The organism is Enterobacter sp. BIDMC92, from assembly GCF_001030225.1.
Classification (GTDB): domain Bacteria; phylum Pseudomonadota; class Gammaproteobacteria; order Enterobacterales; family Enterobacteriaceae; genus Enterobacter; species Enterobacter sichuanensis.
The window spans coordinates 575809-595455 of the sequence record NZ_KQ087598.1 but is presented as its reverse complement, the minus strand read 5'-3'; the positions used below and the strand labels follow the sequence as shown (position 1 = coordinate 595455).

Below are 19647 nucleotides of genomic sequence, written 5' to 3'. Positions count from 1 at the left end.
CCTAACCATCACCTGTACAGGAACACACTATGGCAACGTTTAAGGCAAAAGACGGCACGCAGATTTACTACAAAGATTGCGGCGCGGGGAAACCGGTTCTCTTCAGCCACGGCTGGCCGCTGGACGGCGACATGTGGGACAGCCAGCTGAACTACCTGGCCGAGCGCGGCTTCCGCGCTATCGCCTTTGACCGTCGCGGCTTTGGCCGCTCGGATCAGCCGTGGAACGGCTACGACTACGACACCTTTGCGTCCGACATCAACGACCTGATCACCACCCTGGACCTGCAGGACGTGACGCTGGTGGGCTTCTCCATGGGCGGTGGCGACGTGACCCGCTACATCAACAACTACGGCAGCGCGCGCGTCGCCGGTCTGGCGCTGCTGGGCGCGGTGACGCCAATCTTTGGTAAATCTGCGACCTTCCCGCAGGGTGTGGATCAGAGCGTGTTCGACGGCATTCGCGACGGGCTGCGTAAAGATCGCGCCCAGTTTATCAGCGACTTCGCCACCCCGTTCTACGGCATCAACGCCGGGCAGACCGTCTCTGCCGGTGCCCTGACCCAGACGCTGAACATCGCCCTGCTGGCGTCCCTGAAGGGCACCATCGACTGCGTGACCGCGTTCGGCGAAACCGACTTCCGCCCGGATATGGCGAAAATCGACGTGCCGACGCTGGTCATTCACGGCAGCAACGACCAGATCGTGCCGTTTGAAAGCACCGGCAAGCTGGCGGCAGAGATGATCAAAGACGCCACGCTGAAGGTGTACGACAACGCGCCGCACGGCTTCGCGCTGACCCACCAGGACCAGCTCAACGAAGATCTGCTGGCGTTTGTGAAGTCGCTGTAATTTTCTGTAGGCCGGGTAAGGCGCAGCCGCCACCCGGCGCTTTCGCAGACGCGTTCCGCTCCGCCAGCAGCCGACAAATCTCCGCATGCTTCTCCTCGGTAAAGGTAAAGCGCGACATAAAGCCCATGCGGATCAGCGACCCTATCGCCGGCAGCAGGCAAATCCCGAAGAACAGCCCCGACAGCACGCCTTCGCTCTGGAGTTGCGCCTGCGGCACGTAACCGATCATCGTCAGAAACACGCCGATTAACCCACCGCCCACCGCCACCGACATCTTGCCGGTAAAGGTCTGCCCGGAGAAAGTGATCGCCGCGCAGCGCTTGTGGGTGTGGTACTCCGCGTACTCGATGGTGTCGGCAATCATCGACGAGGTAAGAATGTTGGTCATCATCACGAACAGCGTGCTCAGGCCGAGGAGAATAAACAGCATCGTCACCTGCTGATAGCCGACAAACCACATCACCACGCGTACCGCCACGTCCAGCCCGCAGAGGATCATAAACAGCTTCCGCTTCTGCATCCGGCGCGTCAGCATCGGCGCGACCAGGCACAGCACCGCCGCCACGATCCCCATCACGCCAATCGCCATCTGCAGGCTGCCGTCGCCCAGGTTGTTGATAAAGAAGTAGATGTAGAGACCGCCCGCCACGTTGTGGAACACGCAGAAGAAGAACGACAGCAGGACGATAAACAGCGGCTTGTTCTGGCGCAGGTTGTGGAAGGTGTCGCGGATGGTCACCTTTTCCGGGCTCGGCGGCACGCGCTCTTTGATCTGCATAAAGCCGTTAAGCATCAGCGGCAGGCCCACCAGCATCATCACCAGCGCCGCCATAAAGTAGCCTTTATCGTTGCTGTACTGGGCGAAGAACGCCGCCAGCTTCGGGAAGAAGATGTTGGCGCAGGCAATCCCGGCGTTCACCCCGAGCATCGCCGCCGTCACCGCGCGGGTACGCTGGGCGGAGTCGTTGGTCATCACCGACGACATCGACCAGAACGGGATATCGGAGATGGCGTACAGCGTTCCCCACAGGATATACGTCACCCCGGCGTAGAGGATTTTGGTGGTCATGTCCGCTTCGATTTTATAGAACGACAGCAGCGTGACGCCGGTGATCAGCAAAGGGGCGATCAGCAAAAAGTGGCGAAACTTGCCAAACCGGCTGTTAATGGTGTCCATAATGCTGGCAAACAGCGGATCGTGAACCGCGTCCCACGCGCGGGCAATCAGGAAGATGGTGCTCGCCGCCAGCGCCGAGATCCCCAGCACGTCGGTGTAAAAATAGTTGATAAACGAACCCACTAAACCAAAGCTAAAACACTGACCTAAACCATAACCAAAATAAGACCACAACTCGCGAGACGGTATTTTCATTGTCATTGCCATTGTTATATGCCTGCCTGGTTGCCCGGCGGTGGACCGCCGGGTCGATATTATTAGTCCTGCGCCTGCGGGGCGATCTTGCGTAGCTGCTGCATCAGGGCGATTTCACGGCGCGAGAACGGAATGCCGTTCTCCTCAAACACGTCGTGGAACCAGAGGCGGCAGTAGTCCGTGGACTCCTTCATCACCACCGGCCACGGCAGCCACGTCTGGGTTTTGCCGCGCACAAGACCCCACTGGTACGGCGCGACCTTCGCCGCGTACATCAGCGGAAGTTGCTCTTCCATCGTGCTGCCCACGTGGCGCGCCAGCCATTCGGTGCAGAACAGCGGACGACCGAGCTGTTGCAACTGCTGGATAATCGCCGTCATGCGCCCGGTGTGGGTGTAGGCGTGGAAGCTCACCACGTCCGAGAGCGCCAGCGCGGTCTGGTCCAGCGGATGCTGGAAGAACGTCTCGCCCTCCTCTTCCGGCGGCAGACGCCACGCGCAGACGGTGAGCGGCTGAGTCGGTTCTTCTTCACGCACCCACTGGAACGCCAGCTTCATAAGCTTATGGGCGCAGGTCTCCAGCTTCGCGTCGTACTGCACCTCCTGCGTGCCGGTGGCGAAAATACCGCGGTTGCCCGGCTCGTTGTAGAGATCCCACAGCAGCACGCGCCTGTCGTCGCGGAACTGGCGGACAACGTCGCGGATATAGCGCTCAATCTGCGACCAACAGTCGGGATCGCACACCTTGTCGCGTCCCGGGCTCGCCGCCGCCTGACTGTTGTGCTTGCCCGGTACCGGCGGCTTTTGCGGGCCGAGGTACGGCTCGTCGCCGGAGAAGCCGCAGTCGTCCATCAGGGTCAGCATGGTGCTGAACCCGTGGCCGTCGGCAATCGTCAAAAAGCGGTCGATGCGCGCCATCAGCCCGTCGCGGTCGTGCTCCCAGACGATAAACGGCAGGTTGATGCGCAGGGTGTTATAGCCCGCGTCCGCCGCCCAGCCGAGCTCGCGGTCAATGGTTGCGGCATCGAAGGTCTCTGCCTGCCAGATATCGGTCCAGTTCACCGCCGTCGACGGCAGATAGTTAAACCCGCACAGCCAGCCTTTTTGCTGATACCACGCCTGTGCCTGCTCCCTGCTCCACTGCTCTTTCATTACGCGTCCTCTTACTGATAATATTTAGCTAATAAATATTAGTTGCAGGATAAATGCGCAAATCACGGCGATAAGAAAAGCGACGCCCCTCACAAAGTTCACGCTTCGATGAATGAGAAACGTGATCGACGGCGCTAAAGCGTGCGGTTAGGGTATGATGCGAATTCGCGAAAGGGAGAGGACGGATGAAGCGAAAAACGAAAGTGACGATGAACGATATTGCGCGGGCGGCAGGGGTGTCGCAGGCGACGGTATCGCTGGTGCTTAACCAGTCCCGCAACATCAAGCTCAGCGACGATACCCGCCAGCGGGTGATTAATGTGGCTACCGAGCTCGGCTACGACCGCCTCCCCGCCGTTCACGCCCCGCGCAACCAGGAAGAGATCGCCCTGCTGGTCAGCTCCATGCAGAGCTTCGACCCGTTTATCGACGCCATCAGCCAGGCGCGGGAAGCCGCGTGGCGCAACGAGACGTTGCTCACCGTGTATGACTACGGCGACGACATCGAGCTGGCGCTGAACATCATCCGCCAGCTGGAGAAGCGCAACTGCATCGGGATTGTCCTCGCCTCACCGGTCACCACGCTGGTGGACATGACGGCATTCCAGGACTGCACCCGCATCCCGCTGGTGCTGCTCAACCAGCGCGATCCCGGCTCGCCGCTGCTGCCGTCGTTTATCCCGGACGACTACGCCAACGCCTTCCAGGTCACCAGACACCTCATCGCCTGCGGGGCGACACGCATCGCCCACATCACCGGGGAGAGCTGGATGGAAGCCTCGCGCCAGCGTCTGGCAGGCTACCAGGCGGCGCTGCAGCAGGCCGGACTCGCGTGCGACGACGACCTGGTGCGCCAGACCAACTGGCAGTTCAGCGAGTCCTTTACCGCGACAGCTTCCCTGCTGGAACTGGCCGAGCGCCCGGACGCCATCTTCTGCGCCAGCGACTGGCTGGCGATTGGCTGCTATCAGGCGCTGGCGGTGAACGGCGTGCGCATCCCGCAGGACATGCTGCTGGCGGGCTACGACGACCAGAAGATCTCCGAGCAGCTCACCCCGCCGCTGACCAGTATCCAGCTGCCCTACAGCGAGCTGGGACGGCTGGCGGTGGAGTACCTGTGCAATCAGGAAGATGCCGCCACGCACGTGACGCTCGCAGGCAGGCTGAAGGTGCGCGCCTCAAGCCTCGTCTGAGGTAAACACCATCCCCGCGTAGGGCTTCTCGCGACAAGCCGCCAGCCGCGCGGCGAGGCTGCCCACATGCAGCTCCAGCTTGTGCCCATCCGGGTCGAGAAAATAGAACGACGCCCCCTCGCTTTTGTTCTGCTTCCAGACGGTGACGCCCGCCTGCTCAAGCTTTTGCGAGAACGCTACAAAATCTTCTTCCGTCACGGTAAACGCGTAGTGGGTATAGTCGCTCTCCTGCGGCGGCACGTACTGGCGCGCCTCGTCGTACGACAGGCAGACCCACAGATCGCCGCAGGTGAGATAGGCCCCGGTATTCCAGCGGGCGTGCAGGGTCAGGCCCAGCAGTTCGTGCCAGAAGGTGACGCTTTTTTGCAGGTCGCTGACCGCGAGGGTCAGGTGATTGAGTGATTGCAGCATGACGTGCCCTTTTGTTTTTCGCGCCGGACGTGGTACGGTAAAGAGATGAACATAAACCACGCCGTGCTCACCGTAAACCGCTGGTGGCTGCCTTCTTAAAGGCGGCACGGAGTAGTTTTCCCCATTTTCAGATAGCCGCCGAAAGGCGGCTTTCACATTTCTAAGACCCCTTTCGGCAACTGCACATTAAGGAGTCTTTATGAACGTTCAAACCATCCTCACCGGCGACCGCCCAACCGGCCCGCTGCACCTCGGCCATTTCGTCGGTTCGCTGCGCCAGCGTGTGGCGCTCCAGCAGACGCACAATCAGTTTGTGCTGATTGCTGACCTGCAGGGGCTGACCGACAACGGCAGCAACCCGCAGAAGATCCGCGACAACATCCCCGAAGTGCTGGCCGACTACCTCGCCGCCGGCATCGACCCGAACCTGACCACCATCTGCCTGCAGTCCGCCCTGCCCGCCCTCGCCGAGCTGACGATGCTGTATATGAACATCGTCACCGTCGCCCGCGTGGAGCGTAACCCGACGGTGAAAAACGAGATTGCGCAGAAGGGCTTCGCCCGCTCGCTGCCGGTCGGGTTTATGGCCTATCCCATCAGCCAGGCGGCGGACATCACCGCGTTTAAGGCCGAGTGCGTACCCGTGGGTGACGACCAGCTGCCGATGATTGAGCAGACCAACGAGATTGTGCACAAGATGAATAGCCTGCTGCCCGCCCCGGTGCTGCGCCACTGTAAGGCGATGCTGAGCGACACCAGCCGTCTGCCCGGCATCGACGGCAGCGCCAAGATGTCGAAATCGCTCGGCAACACGCTGCACCTTTCGGCCAGCGAAGAGACGATCCACCGTGCGGTGAGCGCCATGTACACCGACCCGAACCACCTGAAGGTGAGCGACCCGGGGCGGATTGAGGGGAACGTGGTGTTTACCTACCTCGACGCGTTTCACCCGGACAAGGAGAAAGTGGCGGCGATGAAGGCGCACTATCAGGCAGGCGGGCTGGGCGACCGGGCGTGCAAGAACGAGCTGGAGGGGTGCCTGCAGGAGCTGATTGCGCCGATGCGGGAGCGCAGGGCGATGTATATGCAGGATAAGGGTGAGTTGATGGCGATGCTGAAGCGCGGGACGGAACGGGCGCAGGGGGTGACGCAGGAGACATTGAGGGAGGTGAAGGTGGGGCTGGGGGTGCCGGTGTTTTAAAATAACGTCATGCAGCGTATGTATTCAAATAATACATACGCTGCATAATATTATTTATCGGCAATTCAGCGAATATTACATTTATAATTAACAGGAACCATTGCTATCCCTTCTTTAAAAGATGACCAATATCAATCTGGATATTTATTTCGGATTATAGCCCGGTTTATTAACCACTTTATGTATATTCGCCTTACAGTCTAAAACCTAGCATTGCTGCATTTACTCTTCTGCCCCTACAAGGAATTGTCATGCAGCTTTATACCAATGAATTCACCGCTGAGTTAAAAGCGGAAATAGATCGTTCGCCTTTTTCCGATGACGAACTGGCCGCCATGCCTGAGGACGCGCGCGCCATCATTGCCGAACAGGAAGCCTTTCATCTACAACATCCCGTCACCGCCATCTGGCGGATCGCCACGGCTGGCAGCCAGACCCGAATGGGCGGCATGGTACTTCCCGTCGATCGTGAAGCCACACTGCTCATGGACGATGGGAGTTACACCAGCGTGATCGTCGAAGGCGACTGTGTGGCCTATCCGGATGGAACGCTCGCCACGATTATGACCTCAGCTGGCGAAGCGTTTTCCTGGAGACGTCAGGGCGTTGCACTGGTCGGTAGCCTGCTTGATAACGATGACGAGATTATCAGCACACCGCTCGGCAGTACTTATCTGGTCACCCGCGAAGGTATTCCACCTCATGAGGATTTCTTAACCTGGCCCGGAGAATAGGCCATGGGCTACCGTTCAACCAACTACGGCCGCGGTCAGGCGCTGCACGGCGACAGAACGACCACCGGCGCAATATGCTGTAGCACCCTGCCCAACTGCACCGAGCACGGTCGCGGCGTTATCCGCGTTGGTGATAAAACCACGGCATGCCCTAAATGCGGCAAGCAGGGTGTTGTTGCAGACGGCGAACCTCGCGTTAACTGGATGGGACAAACCTCAGCCGTTGATGGTTCTGTCGTCATTTGTGGCTGCCCGCACGGAACCAACCGCGTGATCGCCCCATCGGGAGAGTGGCTCGGATCCGGTCCCTCTCCTGAACAGATCGCACAGGAAAAGCATCAGGCCATGCTCGCTGCGCGCAGAAAAGAGGAGCAGGCCGAAGCGCAACGACAAGCAGAAGTACGCGATCGCAACCGGGTCTTTGCGAAATCCTGCCTGCGTGGAGAAGGCTGTAACGATGCAGGCACCGGAAGTGAGCCGCACACCAACTTCGCCGAGATGGCATTTTACCAGGCCATGCCCAACGACGCCACGCAGCACGCTCAGGTGGCAAAGCGTAAGGCGATCCCAAAGCCGAAGCAACGCAGCGCACTTTATCGTTGGTGGAACGGGTATCACGAGGAGATAGAGTATCAGACAGCCGTTGCGGCTGAAGAGAGGGCCTGGACCGCGCGAACCGCGATCGCCGATGCCAGCGAACTCGTACTGGTTGGCGGGCGTACCATCACTTCCGGCACATGGGCCGTGCGCGGCGCTGCACTTGGCGAAATAGCCACTGGAGGCATCGGTGCACCTGTCGCAGGGCTGCTGATAGGGATGTTTCCCGGCAAGCTGAACGACGGCGAGCAGGATTTTATCGACAGGATGCGCGCCGAGCAGATGCGGGAAGCCCCTACCCGCGTTCGCTTCACCTGGGAGAACGACGCCAGCGGCAACCCGACACCGCGCGGCTGGCATACGCCGCCGGGCAAAGACAGCGTGCGCGTTCGCAGGATGGAGTGGGATAGCCGACGCAAGGCATACACCTTTATTACCGAAGAAGCCCCCGGCATCACCCTCATCTGGACACCGGACCGCACCGGAGAGAATAAGCCGTGGGATACGGGCAATCACAACCCGGTACGGATACCGAACCCGGTTGTGGTTGATCCGCTGCCAGAGGATACGGGGATTGGTGTGACGACCAGCCCGACACCGGAAGAGAAGACGTTTGCGGATTATATTCTGATTCTGCCGGTGGGCGGGGTGCCGCCGATTTATGTCTATATTAATTCAGATCACAAATACCATTCACCTCCTAAAGGAAACCCTCCTTTATCTGCATTTCCTGATGCTAAGAAAGCTCAAGCGAAAACACCAATTAAGGGGGGAGGAAAACTGCGTACCCGTTGGAAGGATTCAAAAGGTAAAATTTACGAATGGGACTCTCAGCACGGTACAGTTGAGATCTATGATCGTTCAGGACGCAGTCACCTCGGTGAGTTTGATCCCTCTACGGGTAAGCAAACTAAGCCAGCAGACCCAACCAGAAAGGTAGAAAAATAATGATCGTTTACACAATTGATGCATACAGCAAAACAGATGAAGATTTGCTTTTCGAAATCGAAATACCTCATCAAAACCTCAATGACCTATGTATGATTATGGAGATGAATGCTGAAGATAGAAGCGATTTTTCGCATGGTATTGGCGTCTATAATATCAATGAGCATCAGGCACATCTTTTAGAAAGCCTTCTTGGAAGAACATTTTATTCTAATGATTTAACCTTTCAACTTTCTGGAGGGGAAATTTAACCTAACTTTAGAAATAATAATTTAAAAAAGAGGGCTGCCATGGGTTTGAAGATTAGATTGCAATGGTATGATATGAGGACTGAACTAGGTGAAGGTACAGAATTTTCGAACGATTTCGGCGATAATGCGGAGATCATGACCATAGGTCTTCGTATACCGACTAAGAACAATGTGAATAATGGTTTTTTTGATGTTGAAGCCGAATGGATACCCGTTCTTCAACCCCATTTCTTACATAAAATAACCCCCACTGTTTATGACTATCAGGTTTCTTTCGACTATAGGGATAATTGGTGAGAGGCATTGCCCGATAATCGTATCGGGCATACTAAAAGATCTCATCTAAGATGAAAAAATGGATAAAATTGAAGATTACACAGAAGAAAAATTTTTGGAATTAGTAAGAAAAATTTTTGATGTATCTGGTACCACTGAAGCTGAAGATATAAAAAATATCCTCGAATTTAAACGATTGACTGAGCACCCTGATGGTTCCGATCTTATTTACTATCCACGAGAAGATAGAGAAGACAGCCCCGAAGGCGTAGTTCAGGAAGTAAAGGAGTGGCGTAGGGCAAATGGTAAACCCGGTTTCAAACCATAGCAAAGATAATCACGCTTTCTGGATCCGTACCCTACTTCACGCCTTATCGAATAGCGGGTGACTGTTAAGTTCCGGATAGCCAATTGAAACTAACGAATACGGAATATTTTGTAAATGGAACCTACTCTCGCACAAGTTATTGAGGTGGTTCGAAACTCCTCAGGTGAGCATCGTAAACCTATCGATAGCAATACGTTGATTGAGGCCGATTTGCATATTTGCGGTATCGACGGCGAAGACCTGCTGGAAGACTGCGAAGAAGCGTTTGGCGTTCAGCTTGCCACGGAAGAGGATGGCTACAGGAAAACGTTCTCTCTCGCGGAGAACGAGTATCTGTTTACGGGTGAAGGTATAGACTTTTTTGGCATCTGTCGTTTTATGCGCTGGATGCGTGGCATACCCGAACCTGTGATACGCGATTTAACCGTTGGCGAACTCCATGCTGTACTGGTTAAGGCTGTGAAAGAACAGGTAAAGCACGAGTGATTTCTAATTAATACGAGCATGGGATGACATGCTCGTATCGTTTTATTGCTCCAAGGATATATTACGTAGGAAGCCAGAAATTACTCAGGCATCGCTTGCCCGATTCCCCGCTTCACAACCGGTATATCGCCCGTATCATTCAAAGCCCCCGGAAACGTTTTTAACCACTGCGCGACTTTCTGCTTATTTATATTCACCACGCTCATACCTTTCAGGCAGCCCCATAATTCTCTTGTATGCTGTGGCGTAATCACAATGCAGTCTTTCATGGCGCGGATTTTCACCGGCATGCCGTTGATAAAGCCTGCACGGTTTAACCAGTCGCCGCCCAGCAGAAGATATTTCATGTCTATGCGTGCATAGAGTTCGCAGCAGGCGGCACTGTCCTGCGGCGTTTCCGCGCGGGGATGGACGGGCGCCGCGTTGGGCGGGTTGCCGTGAAGACGGCGGGCGCTGTTTTTGCGTACCAGCTCGCGGTTTTCAATCATGCCGGTGAAAGCGTCTGATTCTGTTTTGCAAACAGTAAACTCTGGCTTAAAATTCGTCGCAGCCATTTTCAACTCCTTTTCAGTTGCTAGTGGTTAGCGGTATGGGGGTGTTGCAGCACCTTCATATCGCGAATTCCTCGTTAAATTTTTATTGATACTTCCTTTGCCGTTCGGCGTAATTTCTGGTGCTCATTATACAGGGCTGAATATAAATACAGCGGTTTGGTGTGGGGAAAATTTGGAATTTGCGAGGGGGATTCAGGAAAAGGGTTGGGTCAGAGAAATTACGCAGCGAGGACTATCAGAATATAAAGTGAGCGCCCGCATGAACCTCAGAGCAACCATTCGCCGATCTGCGGGCTGGCAATGAGTCGTTTTATTATCAAGTTCGGTGACCGACTGAGCGATCACCTTTAATACGATGGCAGTTACACAGCATTACGGACAGGCTCATTTGAGAGGATAAGCGTTAATAAAGAGGAGGCACTCAATGCCTCCTTTCTATTTGTTACGCTCTTACGTTCCAATCGTCCGTATACTGGACATTACCATCAACATAACGCCAGGTGATTTTGTCATACATCAGGGAAACAGATTCCATGTGGTTGATCTGCGAGTTTCCTGCCATTTTAGCGTTTGGCATCCCTGGGTTGATGCCCGTCACTTTCACACCCTCAATGGTCATGACGAAGTAGCACTCTTCTTGTCCTGCATGGTTAATGCGATACCAGCGAATCTCCGCACTTTTCAACGTTTGGCCGGTGGCAACGGCTTTGTATAGGTACGGGCTGGAGCTATCAAACTCCTTTTCAATCATCATCGGAGAATGTGAACGCTTGCCAGTAATCTTCCCATTGGCACTGTCTACTGGAATGTTCAGACCATGACTAAAGCCAACAATCTCTATACTCCCCTCACGATCCTTAACGTCTACAGCTCCTTTAATGTCTGCGCCGCCATCGTCCTTAAGCCACATGTAAGCCGGAATAGGCATTTTACAAACTCCTTTTAGTTGTGATTTTCTTCGTGATGAACCAGTAGCAAACACTCGTTAAGAGCAACTGAAAGCCCACAATCGCCGCTATTGTTAAATTTGAATACGTTTGATCCGGGAATAAAGACTGATAAGGCAGCAAGCGAAACAACGCCCAAAACAGGAAGGTAAACCCGAAGATTTTAGCTAACCGTCGCAATGTGGAACTGAACCACTCTCTGGGGATGCCAGCTGGACTAACTTTTTGTGTCGCGCCACTGTACGCCGCGGTAATGGCGCTCATGACAGGTACGCTGATTAATGTATTGATTAAGATGCTAAAATAGCCGTCTAACGATTCCCAAACTTCTAAATCAGGTTCACCCAAAATGAAGCGGGTAAACTTGTCGGCGCTTTGGAAATCGAAAAGCCCCGTAATAGAATTAACTAATCCATCATACGGAACCATTTCAGCAACGATCAGCGCAACAACAGCGAACAGCACTATCTTGATGAATAAACTAAGGGCATGTTTTGCCATAGGAGATCACCTCAATCGTGCCGTATGCCTGTAGCTTCCTCATGCAAGGAACATCTATTTTTTGGCTTCTCAACAGAGCATTACGCAACATGGCAAAATCAGAATCATGTGGGAGAGTGATACAACCTTCTGATAGTACGCCTGGATGCAAACGGAAATTGCCACGCTGAACGCTCTCAATCCATGTGTAATCGTCGATCCCCCAATCATCACGCCATAATGCGAACCATTCAGAATGTTTGAATGTTGCACCATTGGCGAAGTGATTATAAATGTCTCTTCTCACTGTGTTTAGCTGTGACTTGAGTCCACCTTGAGGGCGGTCAACAATCCAGTATTTACCCGCTGGTACTGGCCCCTCTTTGGGGATCATTCCACATGCCCCACGATTACGGTAAGCACCATTACCAGAGAAAGCTAAAAACGTGCCTATACCAGGAAACGATAACGGGGAGTAGTACGCATCATTAATAACGAACTTTCCATGTAGAGCCATAGATAACCCTTTTATCTATAATGATTTTTTGGCTTATCGTACTCCTACGCAATCGGACATAAGAAGGTTTTCTTCCGAGAGACCTCTGATTTTCAGACAATAGCCCGTTGGTGGTAAGACAACGTGTAAGGCCGTTAAGCGGTAACATCAGAGTTGTGTCAGGAAGCGAAGTTTATCAAGTTGACCATGCCCCCTAAGGGGCGAGACCGAACCGCTGGCAGAGTGATCTGCTCCCTGATGTTAGTAATGTCTTCATAAGCCACATGAGGACATCCCCATGAAGAGGCGTTTTTCCGACAGGCGTAATTACTGCTGCCTATTATACAGAACTGAATATAAATACAGCGGTTTTGCGATAGATAAAATTGGGAAATATGAGGGGGATTCAGGGAATGGGTTTGGGGGATACTGGTAAATCGCTGGCTTGAAAATCAGTCTTATTTTCCTTATCCAGAAATCTATTCATTCGCTAAATTACCTTAGACGACAAATTCATCGCATCCAGCCCTTCTTCTCAGATCCCACAAAAATTCATCAAACATATAGATTAACGATTTACATCACCCTGATTTTGTTATGTGATCCTGTTACAGGCTTTAGTAACGCCCTGCCCAGCCAACCGTAACAGGACTTCATCGATGGAATTTTATCAGGCCGATCCGACGCTTGAGAACTACTGGCGTGGTGTGATCCTCTTTGGAAGGAACGTCGCATCTTACAAGTTTGCACTGGCGTCGGCGTTGTATGAAGTGGATAAGACAGGCAGCGATTTGATTACGCTCGACCAGCTTGCCGTACCGTTCAGCCGCTATCTTTGCGAGCACCTGAAGCACGCGCCAAAACAGATCACCTCCCGCAGTAGTCAATTTCTGGAAACCTGTCTGAAGTTCAACCGAGGTGAAATCACCCACTCCCAGCTCATTGAAGCGACGGTGCGCCTTGGCTTTAACAACGTGATCGATGCTTTTCATTACGTGAACCAGGGCGAGATCGATAAACGTTTTTTCCTTGATGAGCGCAAAACCCACAACGGGATCCGCCTGACGGATAACTTCTTTTTACTGGGCGAACGCCAGCAGTATAAAAACCTCGCCTTTGAAACCAATGCCCGCTGGAACCTGGTAGAACAGGCCTGATCGATGGGGATATCACGTAACCTTGTGGGCGTGGAGTTTGACGAAGATAATCAGCTGTTGTTCACGAGGGTGAACGCGCGGCGGGTAGACATCACCAGCTGTCGCGACAGTCTGAATGGATACCAGAAAGGACGATGTTTTTATTGCTTTAAACCCATCAGCCTGGTACCGGGCGACGCAGAACTGGCAGACGTCGACCACTTTATTCCCTGGGCTGCACGCCATGAAGTGAGCAATATTAACGGTGTATGGAACTTAGTGCTGGCCTGTCGGTGCTGTAACCGTGGCACCGAAGGCAAATATGCACGCATTCCCGAGCTCAGGCTCCTGCAGCGGTTACACACCCGCAATGAATATTTTATTCAGAGCAAACTGCCGTTACATGAGACGATTGTTCTACAGACAGGGCAACGTCCTGAAGTACGGAAAAGCTTTCTTCAGCGTAACTGGCAGGCAGCGCTGGACAAACTTATCCATACATGGAAACCCAACGCGGAAGGCGAGGCAACGTTTTAATGACTCTTCACTACTATCAGAACCACGCGCAGGATTTCTTTGATGGCACGGTCAATGTCGATATGACCTCGCTTTACGAGGCCTTTACCCAACACCTGCCACACGGTGCGCGGGTTCTGGATGCGGGCTGCGGTTCAGGGCGGGACGCAAAAGCCTTTCATGAGATGGGTTATCTGGTGGATGCTTTTGATGCCTCTTCCGCGATGGTGGAACTGGCAAAGCAACATACCGGGCTACCCGTGCAGCTGATGACGTTTTCAGAGGTCGACGTTAAAGCGCAGTACGATGGGATCTGGTGCTGTGCCTCTTTGCTGCATGTTCCCTCTTCTGAGTTGCCTGCGGTGATGCAGAAACTTGCGGATGCGCTTAAGCCTGGCGGCGTCTGGCATGTATCCTTTAAGTATGGCAACGGTGAGCGCGTGCAGGGTGAAAGACGGTTTACGGACCTGGATGAAGAGGGATTGCGGGAGTTGCTGAAGGCGATTCCGAGGATGGAGATCGCTTCGCTGTGGGCGACTCAGGATAAGCGCCCAGACCGGGATGAGACATGGCTGAATGGGATATTACGAAAAAGCGCCGCATGATTATCAGGCGGTACTAATCGACACGGAGTAAGTTAACTCAGTCACTCATCACTTTGGTCAGCTCAACTTCACCCGTAGCGGTATTGAAGTACAAATAGAAAAGATCCCCGTTTACCTGATCGGGTTTTGACCAGACCTCCTTATCCCCCAGGCGACGCTTTTCCTTTGTGTATCCCAACGTTTCGAGATACGCGCGCAACGGTGCAGCCCCGGTAGCCCCTTTAAAAAAGATGCTATTTGAAGGGGCATAACCATCGCCTGGATGCGCCTCGAAATAGTAGTCGTGCGTGATACGCGGGGCGTTTTCAATATCCATGTCAGTCAGCGTGTGGTAGTGGAAAAAGTCATTTTCTGTGTAAACCGTCGTTTCATCCGAACCCGATGCCACGAGCCAGACAAACAACCATCCGAGGATAAAGACGGTGACAACCGAGAGTGCGCACCACTTCAGAATTTTTAAAAGGATTGTCATAGCTTAGCTCCCATGAATGAGAGCGATGTCCCATCGTTTGTAATGACCTTCACCACCCCGGATGCGAAATCGTCCCACGGCCGAAGCCACGTCATAAAATGCGGAAGATTGACCGTATACGGCTGGTGCTGCACACACTGATCCTCAGGATCAGGAAAGAGAATCGGGCGAAAGCCATGGTTTTTATGGGAACCGATAGCGCCGTAGTAGTCCCAGCGGCGAACGGCTGATTCATAGCTCACGGGTTTGAGACGGTAGCCGTACCGGCCAGGAATAATTGCCCGATAGAACCCGAACAGGTCGGAGACCAAATCCTCACCGCTAAAGCCGCTGTCCGTATACCACGAGAATGATCGCAGGCTTTGCAGACCTTCGAATCTGGATGCGGTGGTCATCATCATCGCCAGCATGATTCTGTTAATGTCTTCGGTACTCCGGCCACGCTTAATTTCCCAATGAGAGAACTTCCCGACGCCGAGCCGTGATTTGAATTTTAAGACGCCCATATCTTGCCGATACATGACGGAATAAGATGGCTTACCGCTACGCTCTCCCTCAACGAATTGACGTTTGAGCGTTGCCACGTCGTTGCCACGGGCATGTCCCATATCAAGCCAGCCCAACGCCTCGGTGTAGACGATCCCTCTGTCGAGAACGTCAAAGAGTGCCCCATCCTTAATCTCCCTTCTGGTGCTCATGCTTACATCTCCATATGCAGTCTAACTGGCTATGTTATCCGTGGCGATTCACATACTCTACCTTACTAGTAGAAAGGGTGCTGTAATAAGTTGGCTCAAGCTGGGCATAGAAAATAGTGACGGAACGCTCAGGGAACATGCTAGCTAAGAAAGCAGAGTAAACTAGGAGTGAAGCTATTCCTAGATCAACAGCAATATCCAAGATGTGATAATTGACAGGGATGCACTCTACAAAAAAAAACTATGTATATTGTGATCTCAGAAAAAATTTGCTAACTAAGATTAAAATAATAAAACAGGAGCCTTACCCTCATTCAAATGATCATCTTGAAAAAAGCCAATTGGTAGCGGTGGATGCCTACAGATAAAGTACCGCAGAAGTTCACAGCAAAAGGAGCAATTCAATGCAACAATCAATAAACGTTGTCCTTCCTGAGATTCGATTAAAAAAAATACAGATTGGCGGAAATGGCGTCTATCAGATCCACTTTCCTCAAACAACAGCAGTACTTACACTCATCTCAAATGAAAATGGGGTAAATACTTTCAAAAGCAATCTTCCGTTCCCTTTAGATACTCTCATCCTCACCACAGATAAAAGACCGCCTAACCTTAAAGACAAATACCATCTATTATTCGATTCATATCAACAACCATCCGAACTAAATGAATATTCAATACTTAAATGGGCTAATTTCATCTCGCCAGTGCAAATGGAGGGCGGCATAAAAAGCTGGAAAGGGAACTTCAGATTTATTGAAGAAGATGTTGAAAGTAATGTTAAAGGATTAAGGAAACCACAATCTGGAGCAATTCATGCTGTAAGCGCCTATCTATATGGTGAACAGCCGTATGAACCGGTCACTGTCGTGCTGCCGACAGGCACTGGTAAAACCGAAACAATGTTATCACTTTTTTTCTGTCATAGATTAGAGCGTTTACTTGTATTAGTTCCTTCAGACGCATTACGCAAGCAAATATCCGAAAAATTTATTACAATGGGCTGCCTACCGGAATTTGGTATCACTCCTCTATGGAATTCGTATCCCCGAGTCGCTGTAATTCGCCAAGGCATAAAAGAAAATGAATGTGATGAGCTTTTAAAAAATTGTGATGTAATTCTCGCGACACCAAATATACTAAATGCTAGTAGCAAAATCGCAATAGATAAACTCTGTAATGCCAGTAGTGCTTTGTTTGTAGATGAGGCTCACCATATTAGTGCAAAAAGCTGGGGAAATGTCAGAGAAAAATTCTCTGGTAAACCAGTAGTGCAATTTACGGCAACTCCATTTAGGAACGATGGTAAAAATCTTGGTGGGCGGGTTATATTTAATTATACAATGGGATCTGCACAGCGGGATGGTTATTTTAAAAAGATAAACCTTCATGCAATCGAGGAATACCTTGAAAACGATAAGGATGAACGAATAGCTTATGAAGCTATACAAATTCTGCGTCGCGATTTAAAGTCAGGAAATGACCACTTAATGATGGCGAGAACTAATTCTCAAGCGAGAGCGATTGAATTATATTCTATTTATTATAACTTAGCAAAAGATCTTAACCCCGTGGTCATTCACTCGAAGATGGGACGTCCCGAGATTCGAAAAAATTTAGCTTCCCTAGAGAATAGAGAGTCACGACTCGTTATTTGTGTTGATATGTTAGGCGAAGGTTTTGATTTACCAAACCTGAAAATTGCTGCAATACACGATCATCACAAGTCTCTAGCGATAACATTGCAATTTATAGGCAGATTTACTCGTTCAGATAGAAAGAATCGGTGTGGCGATGCTACAGTTATTGTAAACATCGCAGATCCAGGAGTTGAAAAGGGATTAATTAATTTATATTCACAGGGAGCCGATTGGGATTCTGTACTTCGGCGGCTATCTGAAGACCGTATTAGTAAAGAAATACATCTTCAGGAGTTAGTCGACAAACTTAAAACAAAAGGAAATCTTCATAAAGAAATATCTCTTTGGAATCTGAGGCCTTCATTTTCAGCAATGCTATATAAAACAAATGAAAACAAATGGTATCCTGAAAAGATATTATCATCTTTACCAAAATTTGAGCACATATGGCATTCTCTTTCAGAAGATAATTCAATATTAGTTATACTAGGGGTCCGAGCCACTTCTGTTAAATGGGGTGACTTTAAAGATCTCAATGATCTTAATCATTTATTGCTAATAGCTCATTTTAATCCTGAAAGAAAAGCGATCACTTTTTTCTCAAATGACTATGGATGTTTTAGAGTTGAAAAACTAATTGAAAACCTCACAGATGATAACCCTTACCTAGTCTCTGGCTCTAAAGTTTTTCAAGTACTTAATGGAGTAGAATACCCGTTAGTTCTGAATCTTGGCTCGGCTACCACGGGTGCTATTAGCTTTACTCAATTCTTCGGACCAAATGTAACTGAAGGCCTAAGTTCAGTAGAAAAATCCAATTCGACATTAAGCAATATTGCAATTTTAGGTTATGAGAACGGCAATAAAATTCTGTGGGGTTGTTCACAACGTAAAGGGAAAATTTGGTCGCCAAGAGCTGGTAGTATTCTGGACTGGTTAGAATGGGTAGATAATGCTTGGGAAAAGATCAACCAAGAAGATGTTGATGAAGTGAATATTACGAAGGACTTCCTTCGCCCAATACTTAGAACAGAAATTTACAACGAGCACCCTGTATCAGTTCAGTGGGGCGAGTATTTACAATCTATCTATGAAGATAATGTAATAGTTTCCTTTGGTCAGAAAGAATATGCTCTATACGAAGTTGATCTTAAAGTCACTAAAGAAGAGGGAAATATTCTTATTCATTTAATAACGATGAATAAACAGAGCACTTATCGCTTACTTATTGGTAAAGATTATCAGGGAGGATATGAATATGAACTAATTTCAGGCGAGGAAATAAAATTTATTTATGGTGCTTCTAAAGAGTTATGGCTAAAAGAGATGATGGTGAATGATCCATTAGTGATTCATTATGTTGATGGTTCCTTCTCTTATAATTGTTACTTAGTAAAAGTCACCGAAAACCAAAACTATTTTGATGCCGACGAAATGAAAGCTTTGAATTGGAACATCAATATACGTAAGGAATCAATGGGTAGGACCCGAGACCCTCAAACAATACAATATAAAACCTGGCAGGAGATAAGTAATAATTATGACATCATCATAAATGATGATGAAAATGGAGAGGCAGCCGATTTAGTATGTTTGAAAGAGTTTGATGACTTTATACTGTTGAGTTTGTACCATTGTAAATACTCTTCGGAGAATATCCCCGGGGCGCGAATAAAAGATATGTATGAAGTTTGCGGTCAAGCCCAGCGTTCAATCCGATGGAAACATACCGGGTTCCCTTACCTTTTTCGTCACATAAAAAAAAGAGAAGAACTATGGAAAATGACAGGAAACAGCCGATTCTTATCGGGTGATCTTTCCAGATTACAATATTTTCGTGATATTTCAAGAACCAAGCAAATTAAATTTAAAGTAACAATCGTTCAACCAGGGATAAGTAAAAAACAGGTCAGTGAAGAAATGTTGAGATTATTGGGATGTACAAGTACATTTATCAAAAAAACGACTCTAGCTGATTTGAATGTATGGGTATCGCATTGATTAATGATTAACACCGTTATACTCCCCTGTTATAGTTCGATAGCAAGGGAGTATTTCCCCTTTAGCCAATACATTTCAATGCAAATTTACTATTAGATATATCATTATTAATTAAATTTTCCATACAATCACTCATCAAGCAAATAATTTAAATTAAGATTACTTTTACTTACCAAGTATAATTCCAAAAATGTTCCTCTTAAATATCTAAGATATTAGAAAATTTGCAATCTATATCCTTACTCATCTGACTAGATATGATATTCTCTCAATAAACCCTGTTGCATCCACAACATAAGGCGA

Annotated in this window: 20 protein-coding genes and 1 pseudogene; 12 read left to right on the top strand and 9 right to left on the bottom strand. The window is 50.3% G+C overall.

Annotated features, from left to right (window positions below):
• Positions 1–29: 29 nt before the first annotated feature.
• Positions 30–851 carry an alpha/beta fold hydrolase gene (locus SP99_RS02705; RefSeq protein ID WP_047957670.1) on the top strand — a complete coding sequence of 274 codons (822 nt, stop codon included), beginning with the start codon at positions 30–32 and terminating at the stop codon, positions 849–851.
• On the opposite strand, the gene SP99_RS02700 is transcribed toward SP99_RS02705, so the two are convergent.
• On the bottom strand, positions 814–2235 hold the full coding sequence (locus tag SP99_RS02700; RefSeq protein WP_047957669.1) for an MFS transporter: 1422 nt from the start codon (positions 2233–2235) through the stop codon (positions 814–816). The genes SP99_RS02705 and SP99_RS02700 overlap by 38 nt on opposite strands.
• Positions 2236–2285: 50 nt before the next feature.
• Complete coding sequence (locus SP99_RS02695; protein ID WP_047957668.1) at positions 2286–3374, bottom strand: cellulase family glycosylhydrolase; 1089 nt, start codon at positions 3372–3374, stop codon at positions 2286–2288.
• 185 nt (positions 3375–3559) lie between these two features.
• Between SP99_RS02695 and SP99_RS02690 the strand changes: the two genes are divergently transcribed.
• On the top strand, positions 3560–4567 hold the full coding sequence (locus SP99_RS02690) for a LacI family DNA-binding transcriptional regulator (RefSeq protein WP_047957667.1): 1008 nt from the start codon (positions 3560–3562) through the stop codon (positions 4565–4567).
• Here the strand turns inward: SP99_RS02690 and fosA are convergent.
• The gene (gene fosA / locus SP99_RS02685; protein ID WP_047957666.1) at positions 4553–4978 is read right to left on the bottom strand and encodes a FosA/FosA2 family fosfomycin resistance glutathione transferase; all 426 of its coding nucleotides are present in this window, start codon (positions 4976–4978) and stop codon (positions 4553–4555) included. The two genes, SP99_RS02690 and fosA, sit on opposite strands and share 15 nt — an antisense overlap.
• Before the next feature lie 199 nt (positions 4979–5177).
• Between fosA and trpS the strand changes: the two genes are divergently transcribed.
• The 7 genes from trpS to SP99_RS02650 all read left to right on the top strand — a co-directional run bounded on the left by trpS (position 5178) and on the right by SP99_RS02650 (position 9799).
• Positions 5178–6179, top strand: a complete 1002-nt coding sequence (trpS, locus tag SP99_RS02680; RefSeq protein WP_047957665.1) for a tryptophan--tRNA ligase — start codon at positions 5178–5180, stop codon at positions 6177–6179.
• A 251-nt stretch (positions 6180–6430) separates the two neighbouring features.
• Positions 6431–6913 (top strand): hypothetical protein, encoded by a 483-nt coding sequence (locus SP99_RS02675; protein WP_047957664.1) that lies wholly within the window; start codon positions 6431–6433, stop codon positions 6911–6913.
• 3 nt (positions 6914–6916) lie between these two features.
• Positions 6917–8458 (top strand): colicin E3/pyocin S6 family cytotoxin, encoded by a 1542-nt coding sequence (locus SP99_RS02670; RefSeq protein WP_047957663.1) that lies wholly within the window; start codon positions 6917–6919, stop codon positions 8456–8458.
• Positions 8458–8709 (top strand): DUF7683 domain-containing protein, encoded by a 252-nt coding sequence (locus SP99_RS02665; protein ID WP_047957662.1) that lies wholly within the window; start codon positions 8458–8460, stop codon positions 8707–8709. Before SP99_RS02670 ends, SP99_RS02665 begins: the two co-directional genes overlap by 1 nt.
• Before the next feature lie 39 nt (positions 8710–8748).
• Entirely contained in the window at positions 8749–9006 is a 258-nt protein-coding gene (locus tag SP99_RS02660) for a colicin E3-like toxin immunity protein (protein WP_047957661.1), read from the top strand.
• Between the two features lie 58 nt (positions 9007–9064).
• Positions 9065–9313 (top strand): bacteriocin immunity protein, encoded by a 249-nt coding sequence (locus tag SP99_RS02655; RefSeq protein WP_047957660.1) that lies wholly within the window; start codon positions 9065–9067, stop codon positions 9311–9313.
• Between the two features lie 114 nt (positions 9314–9427).
• Positions 9428–9799 (top strand): hypothetical protein, encoded by a 372-nt coding sequence (locus SP99_RS02650; RefSeq protein WP_021240648.1) that lies wholly within the window; start codon positions 9428–9430, stop codon positions 9797–9799.
• Positions 9800–9879: 80 nt separating this feature from the next.
• Here SP99_RS02650 and SP99_RS24260 read toward each other — a convergent pair whose 3' ends face one another.
• The 4 genes from SP99_RS24260 to SP99_RS23480 all read right to left on the bottom strand — a co-directional run bounded on the left by SP99_RS24260 (position 9880) and on the right by SP99_RS23480 (position 12297).
• Entirely contained in the window at positions 9880–10353 is a 474-nt protein-coding gene (locus tag SP99_RS24260) for a SymE family type I addiction module toxin (RefSeq protein WP_082137884.1), read from the bottom strand.
• A gap of 442 nt (positions 10354–10795) precedes the next feature.
• On the bottom strand, positions 10796–11281 hold the full coding sequence (locus tag SP99_RS02640; protein WP_047957659.1) for an Hcp family type VI secretion system effector: 486 nt from the start codon (positions 11279–11281) through the stop codon (positions 10796–10798).
• Between the two features lies 1 nt (position 11282).
• A complete protein-coding gene (locus SP99_RS02635) occupies positions 11283–11801 on the bottom strand; it encodes a hypothetical protein (RefSeq protein ID WP_047957658.1) in 519 nt (172 codons plus the stop codon).
• A complete protein-coding gene (locus tag SP99_RS23480) occupies positions 11782–12297 on the bottom strand; it encodes a DUF2778 domain-containing protein (RefSeq protein ID WP_072060254.1) in 516 nt (171 codons plus the stop codon). The genes SP99_RS02635 and SP99_RS23480 overlap by 20 nt, the downstream gene beginning before the upstream one ends.
• A gap of 638 nt (positions 12298–12935) precedes the next feature.
• On the opposite strand from SP99_RS23480, the pseudogene SP99_RS02630 reads away from it, so the two are divergent.
• Positions 12936–13949, top strand: a pseudogene (locus SP99_RS02630) (HNH endonuclease).
• Positions 13949–14533, top strand: coding sequence for a class I SAM-dependent methyltransferase (locus tag SP99_RS02625; RefSeq protein ID WP_047957657.1), 585 nt, complete (start codon positions 13949–13951; stop codon positions 14531–14533). Before SP99_RS02630 ends, SP99_RS02625 begins: the two are co-directional and overlap by 1 nt.
• A gap of 37 nt (positions 14534–14570) precedes the next feature.
• On the opposite strand, the gene SP99_RS02620 is transcribed toward SP99_RS02625, so the two are convergent.
• Positions 14571–15005, bottom strand: a complete 435-nt coding sequence (locus tag SP99_RS02620) for a hypothetical protein (protein ID WP_047957656.1) — start codon at positions 15003–15005, stop codon at positions 14571–14573.
• Positions 15002–15703 (bottom strand): hypothetical protein, encoded by a 702-nt coding sequence (locus SP99_RS02615; protein WP_047957655.1) that lies wholly within the window; start codon positions 15701–15703, stop codon positions 15002–15004. The genes SP99_RS02620 and SP99_RS02615 overlap by 4 nt, the downstream gene beginning before the upstream one ends.
• A 404-nt stretch (positions 15704–16107) precedes the next feature.
• Between SP99_RS02615 and SP99_RS02610 the strand changes: the two genes are divergently transcribed.
• The gene (locus SP99_RS02610; protein WP_047957654.1) at positions 16108–19344 is read left to right on the top strand and encodes a DEAD/DEAH box helicase; all 3237 of its coding nucleotides are present in this window, start codon (positions 16108–16110) and stop codon (positions 19342–19344) included.
• The last annotated feature ends 303 nt before the right edge of the window (positions 19345–19647 follow it).

Coding starts and splice junctions, on each gene's coding strand:
- SP99_RS02610 (WP_047957654.1), top strand. CDS start 16,108: ATGCAACAATCAATAAACGTTGTCCTTCCTGAGATTCGATTAAAAAAA.
- SP99_RS02655 (WP_047957660.1), top strand. CDS start 9,065: ATGGATAAAATTGAAGATTACACAGAAGAAAAATTTTTGGAATTAGTA.
- SP99_RS02650 (WP_021240648.1), top strand. CDS start 9,428: ATGGAACCTACTCTCGCACAAGTTATTGAGGTGGTTCGAAACTCCTCA.
- SP99_RS02660 (WP_047957661.1), top strand. CDS start 8,749: ATGGGTTTGAAGATTAGATTGCAATGGTATGATATGAGGACTGAACTA.
- fosA (WP_047957666.1), bottom strand. CDS start 4,978: ATGCTGCAATCACTCAATCACCTGACCCTCGCGGTCAGCGACCTGCAA.
- SP99_RS24260 (WP_082137884.1), bottom strand. CDS start 10,353: ATGGCTGCGACGAATTTTAAGCCAGAGTTTACTGTTTGCAAAACAGAA.
- SP99_RS02640 (WP_047957659.1), bottom strand. CDS start 11,281: ATGCCTATTCCGGCTTACATGTGGCTTAAGGACGATGGCGGCGCAGAC.
- SP99_RS02615 (WP_047957655.1), bottom strand. CDS start 15,703: ATGAGCACCAGAAGGGAGATTAAGGATGGGGCACTCTTTGACGTTCTC.
- SP99_RS02675 (WP_047957664.1), top strand. CDS start 6,431: ATGCAGCTTTATACCAATGAATTCACCGCTGAGTTAAAAGCGGAAATA.
- SP99_RS02620 (WP_047957656.1), bottom strand. CDS start 15,005: ATGACAATCCTTTTAAAAATTCTGAAGTGGTGCGCACTCTCGGTTGTC.
- SP99_RS02625 (WP_047957657.1), top strand. CDS start 13,949: ATGACTCTTCACTACTATCAGAACCACGCGCAGGATTTCTTTGATGGC.
- SP99_RS23480 (WP_072060254.1), bottom strand. CDS start 12,297: ATGGCTCTACATGGAAAGTTCGTTATTAATGATGCGTACTACTCCCCG.
- SP99_RS02635 (WP_047957658.1), bottom strand. CDS start 11,801: ATGGCAAAACATGCCCTTAGTTTATTCATCAAGATAGTGCTGTTCGCT.
- SP99_RS02670 (WP_047957663.1), top strand. CDS start 6,917: ATGGGCTACCGTTCAACCAACTACGGCCGCGGTCAGGCGCTGCACGGC.
- SP99_RS02705 (WP_047957670.1), top strand. CDS start 30: ATGGCAACGTTTAAGGCAAAAGACGGCACGCAGATTTACTACAAAGAT.
- SP99_RS02665 (WP_047957662.1), top strand. CDS start 8,458: ATGATCGTTTACACAATTGATGCATACAGCAAAACAGATGAAGATTTG.
- trpS (WP_047957665.1), top strand. CDS start 5,178: ATGAACGTTCAAACCATCCTCACCGGCGACCGCCCAACCGGCCCGCTG.
- SP99_RS02690 (WP_047957667.1), top strand. CDS start 3,560: ATGAAGCGAAAAACGAAAGTGACGATGAACGATATTGCGCGGGCGGCA.
- SP99_RS02695 (WP_047957668.1), bottom strand. CDS start 3,374: ATGAAAGAGCAGTGGAGCAGGGAGCAGGCACAGGCGTGGTATCAGCAA.
- SP99_RS02700 (WP_047957669.1), bottom strand. CDS start 2,235: ATGGCAATGACAATGAAAATACCGTCTCGCGAGTTGTGGTCTTATTTT.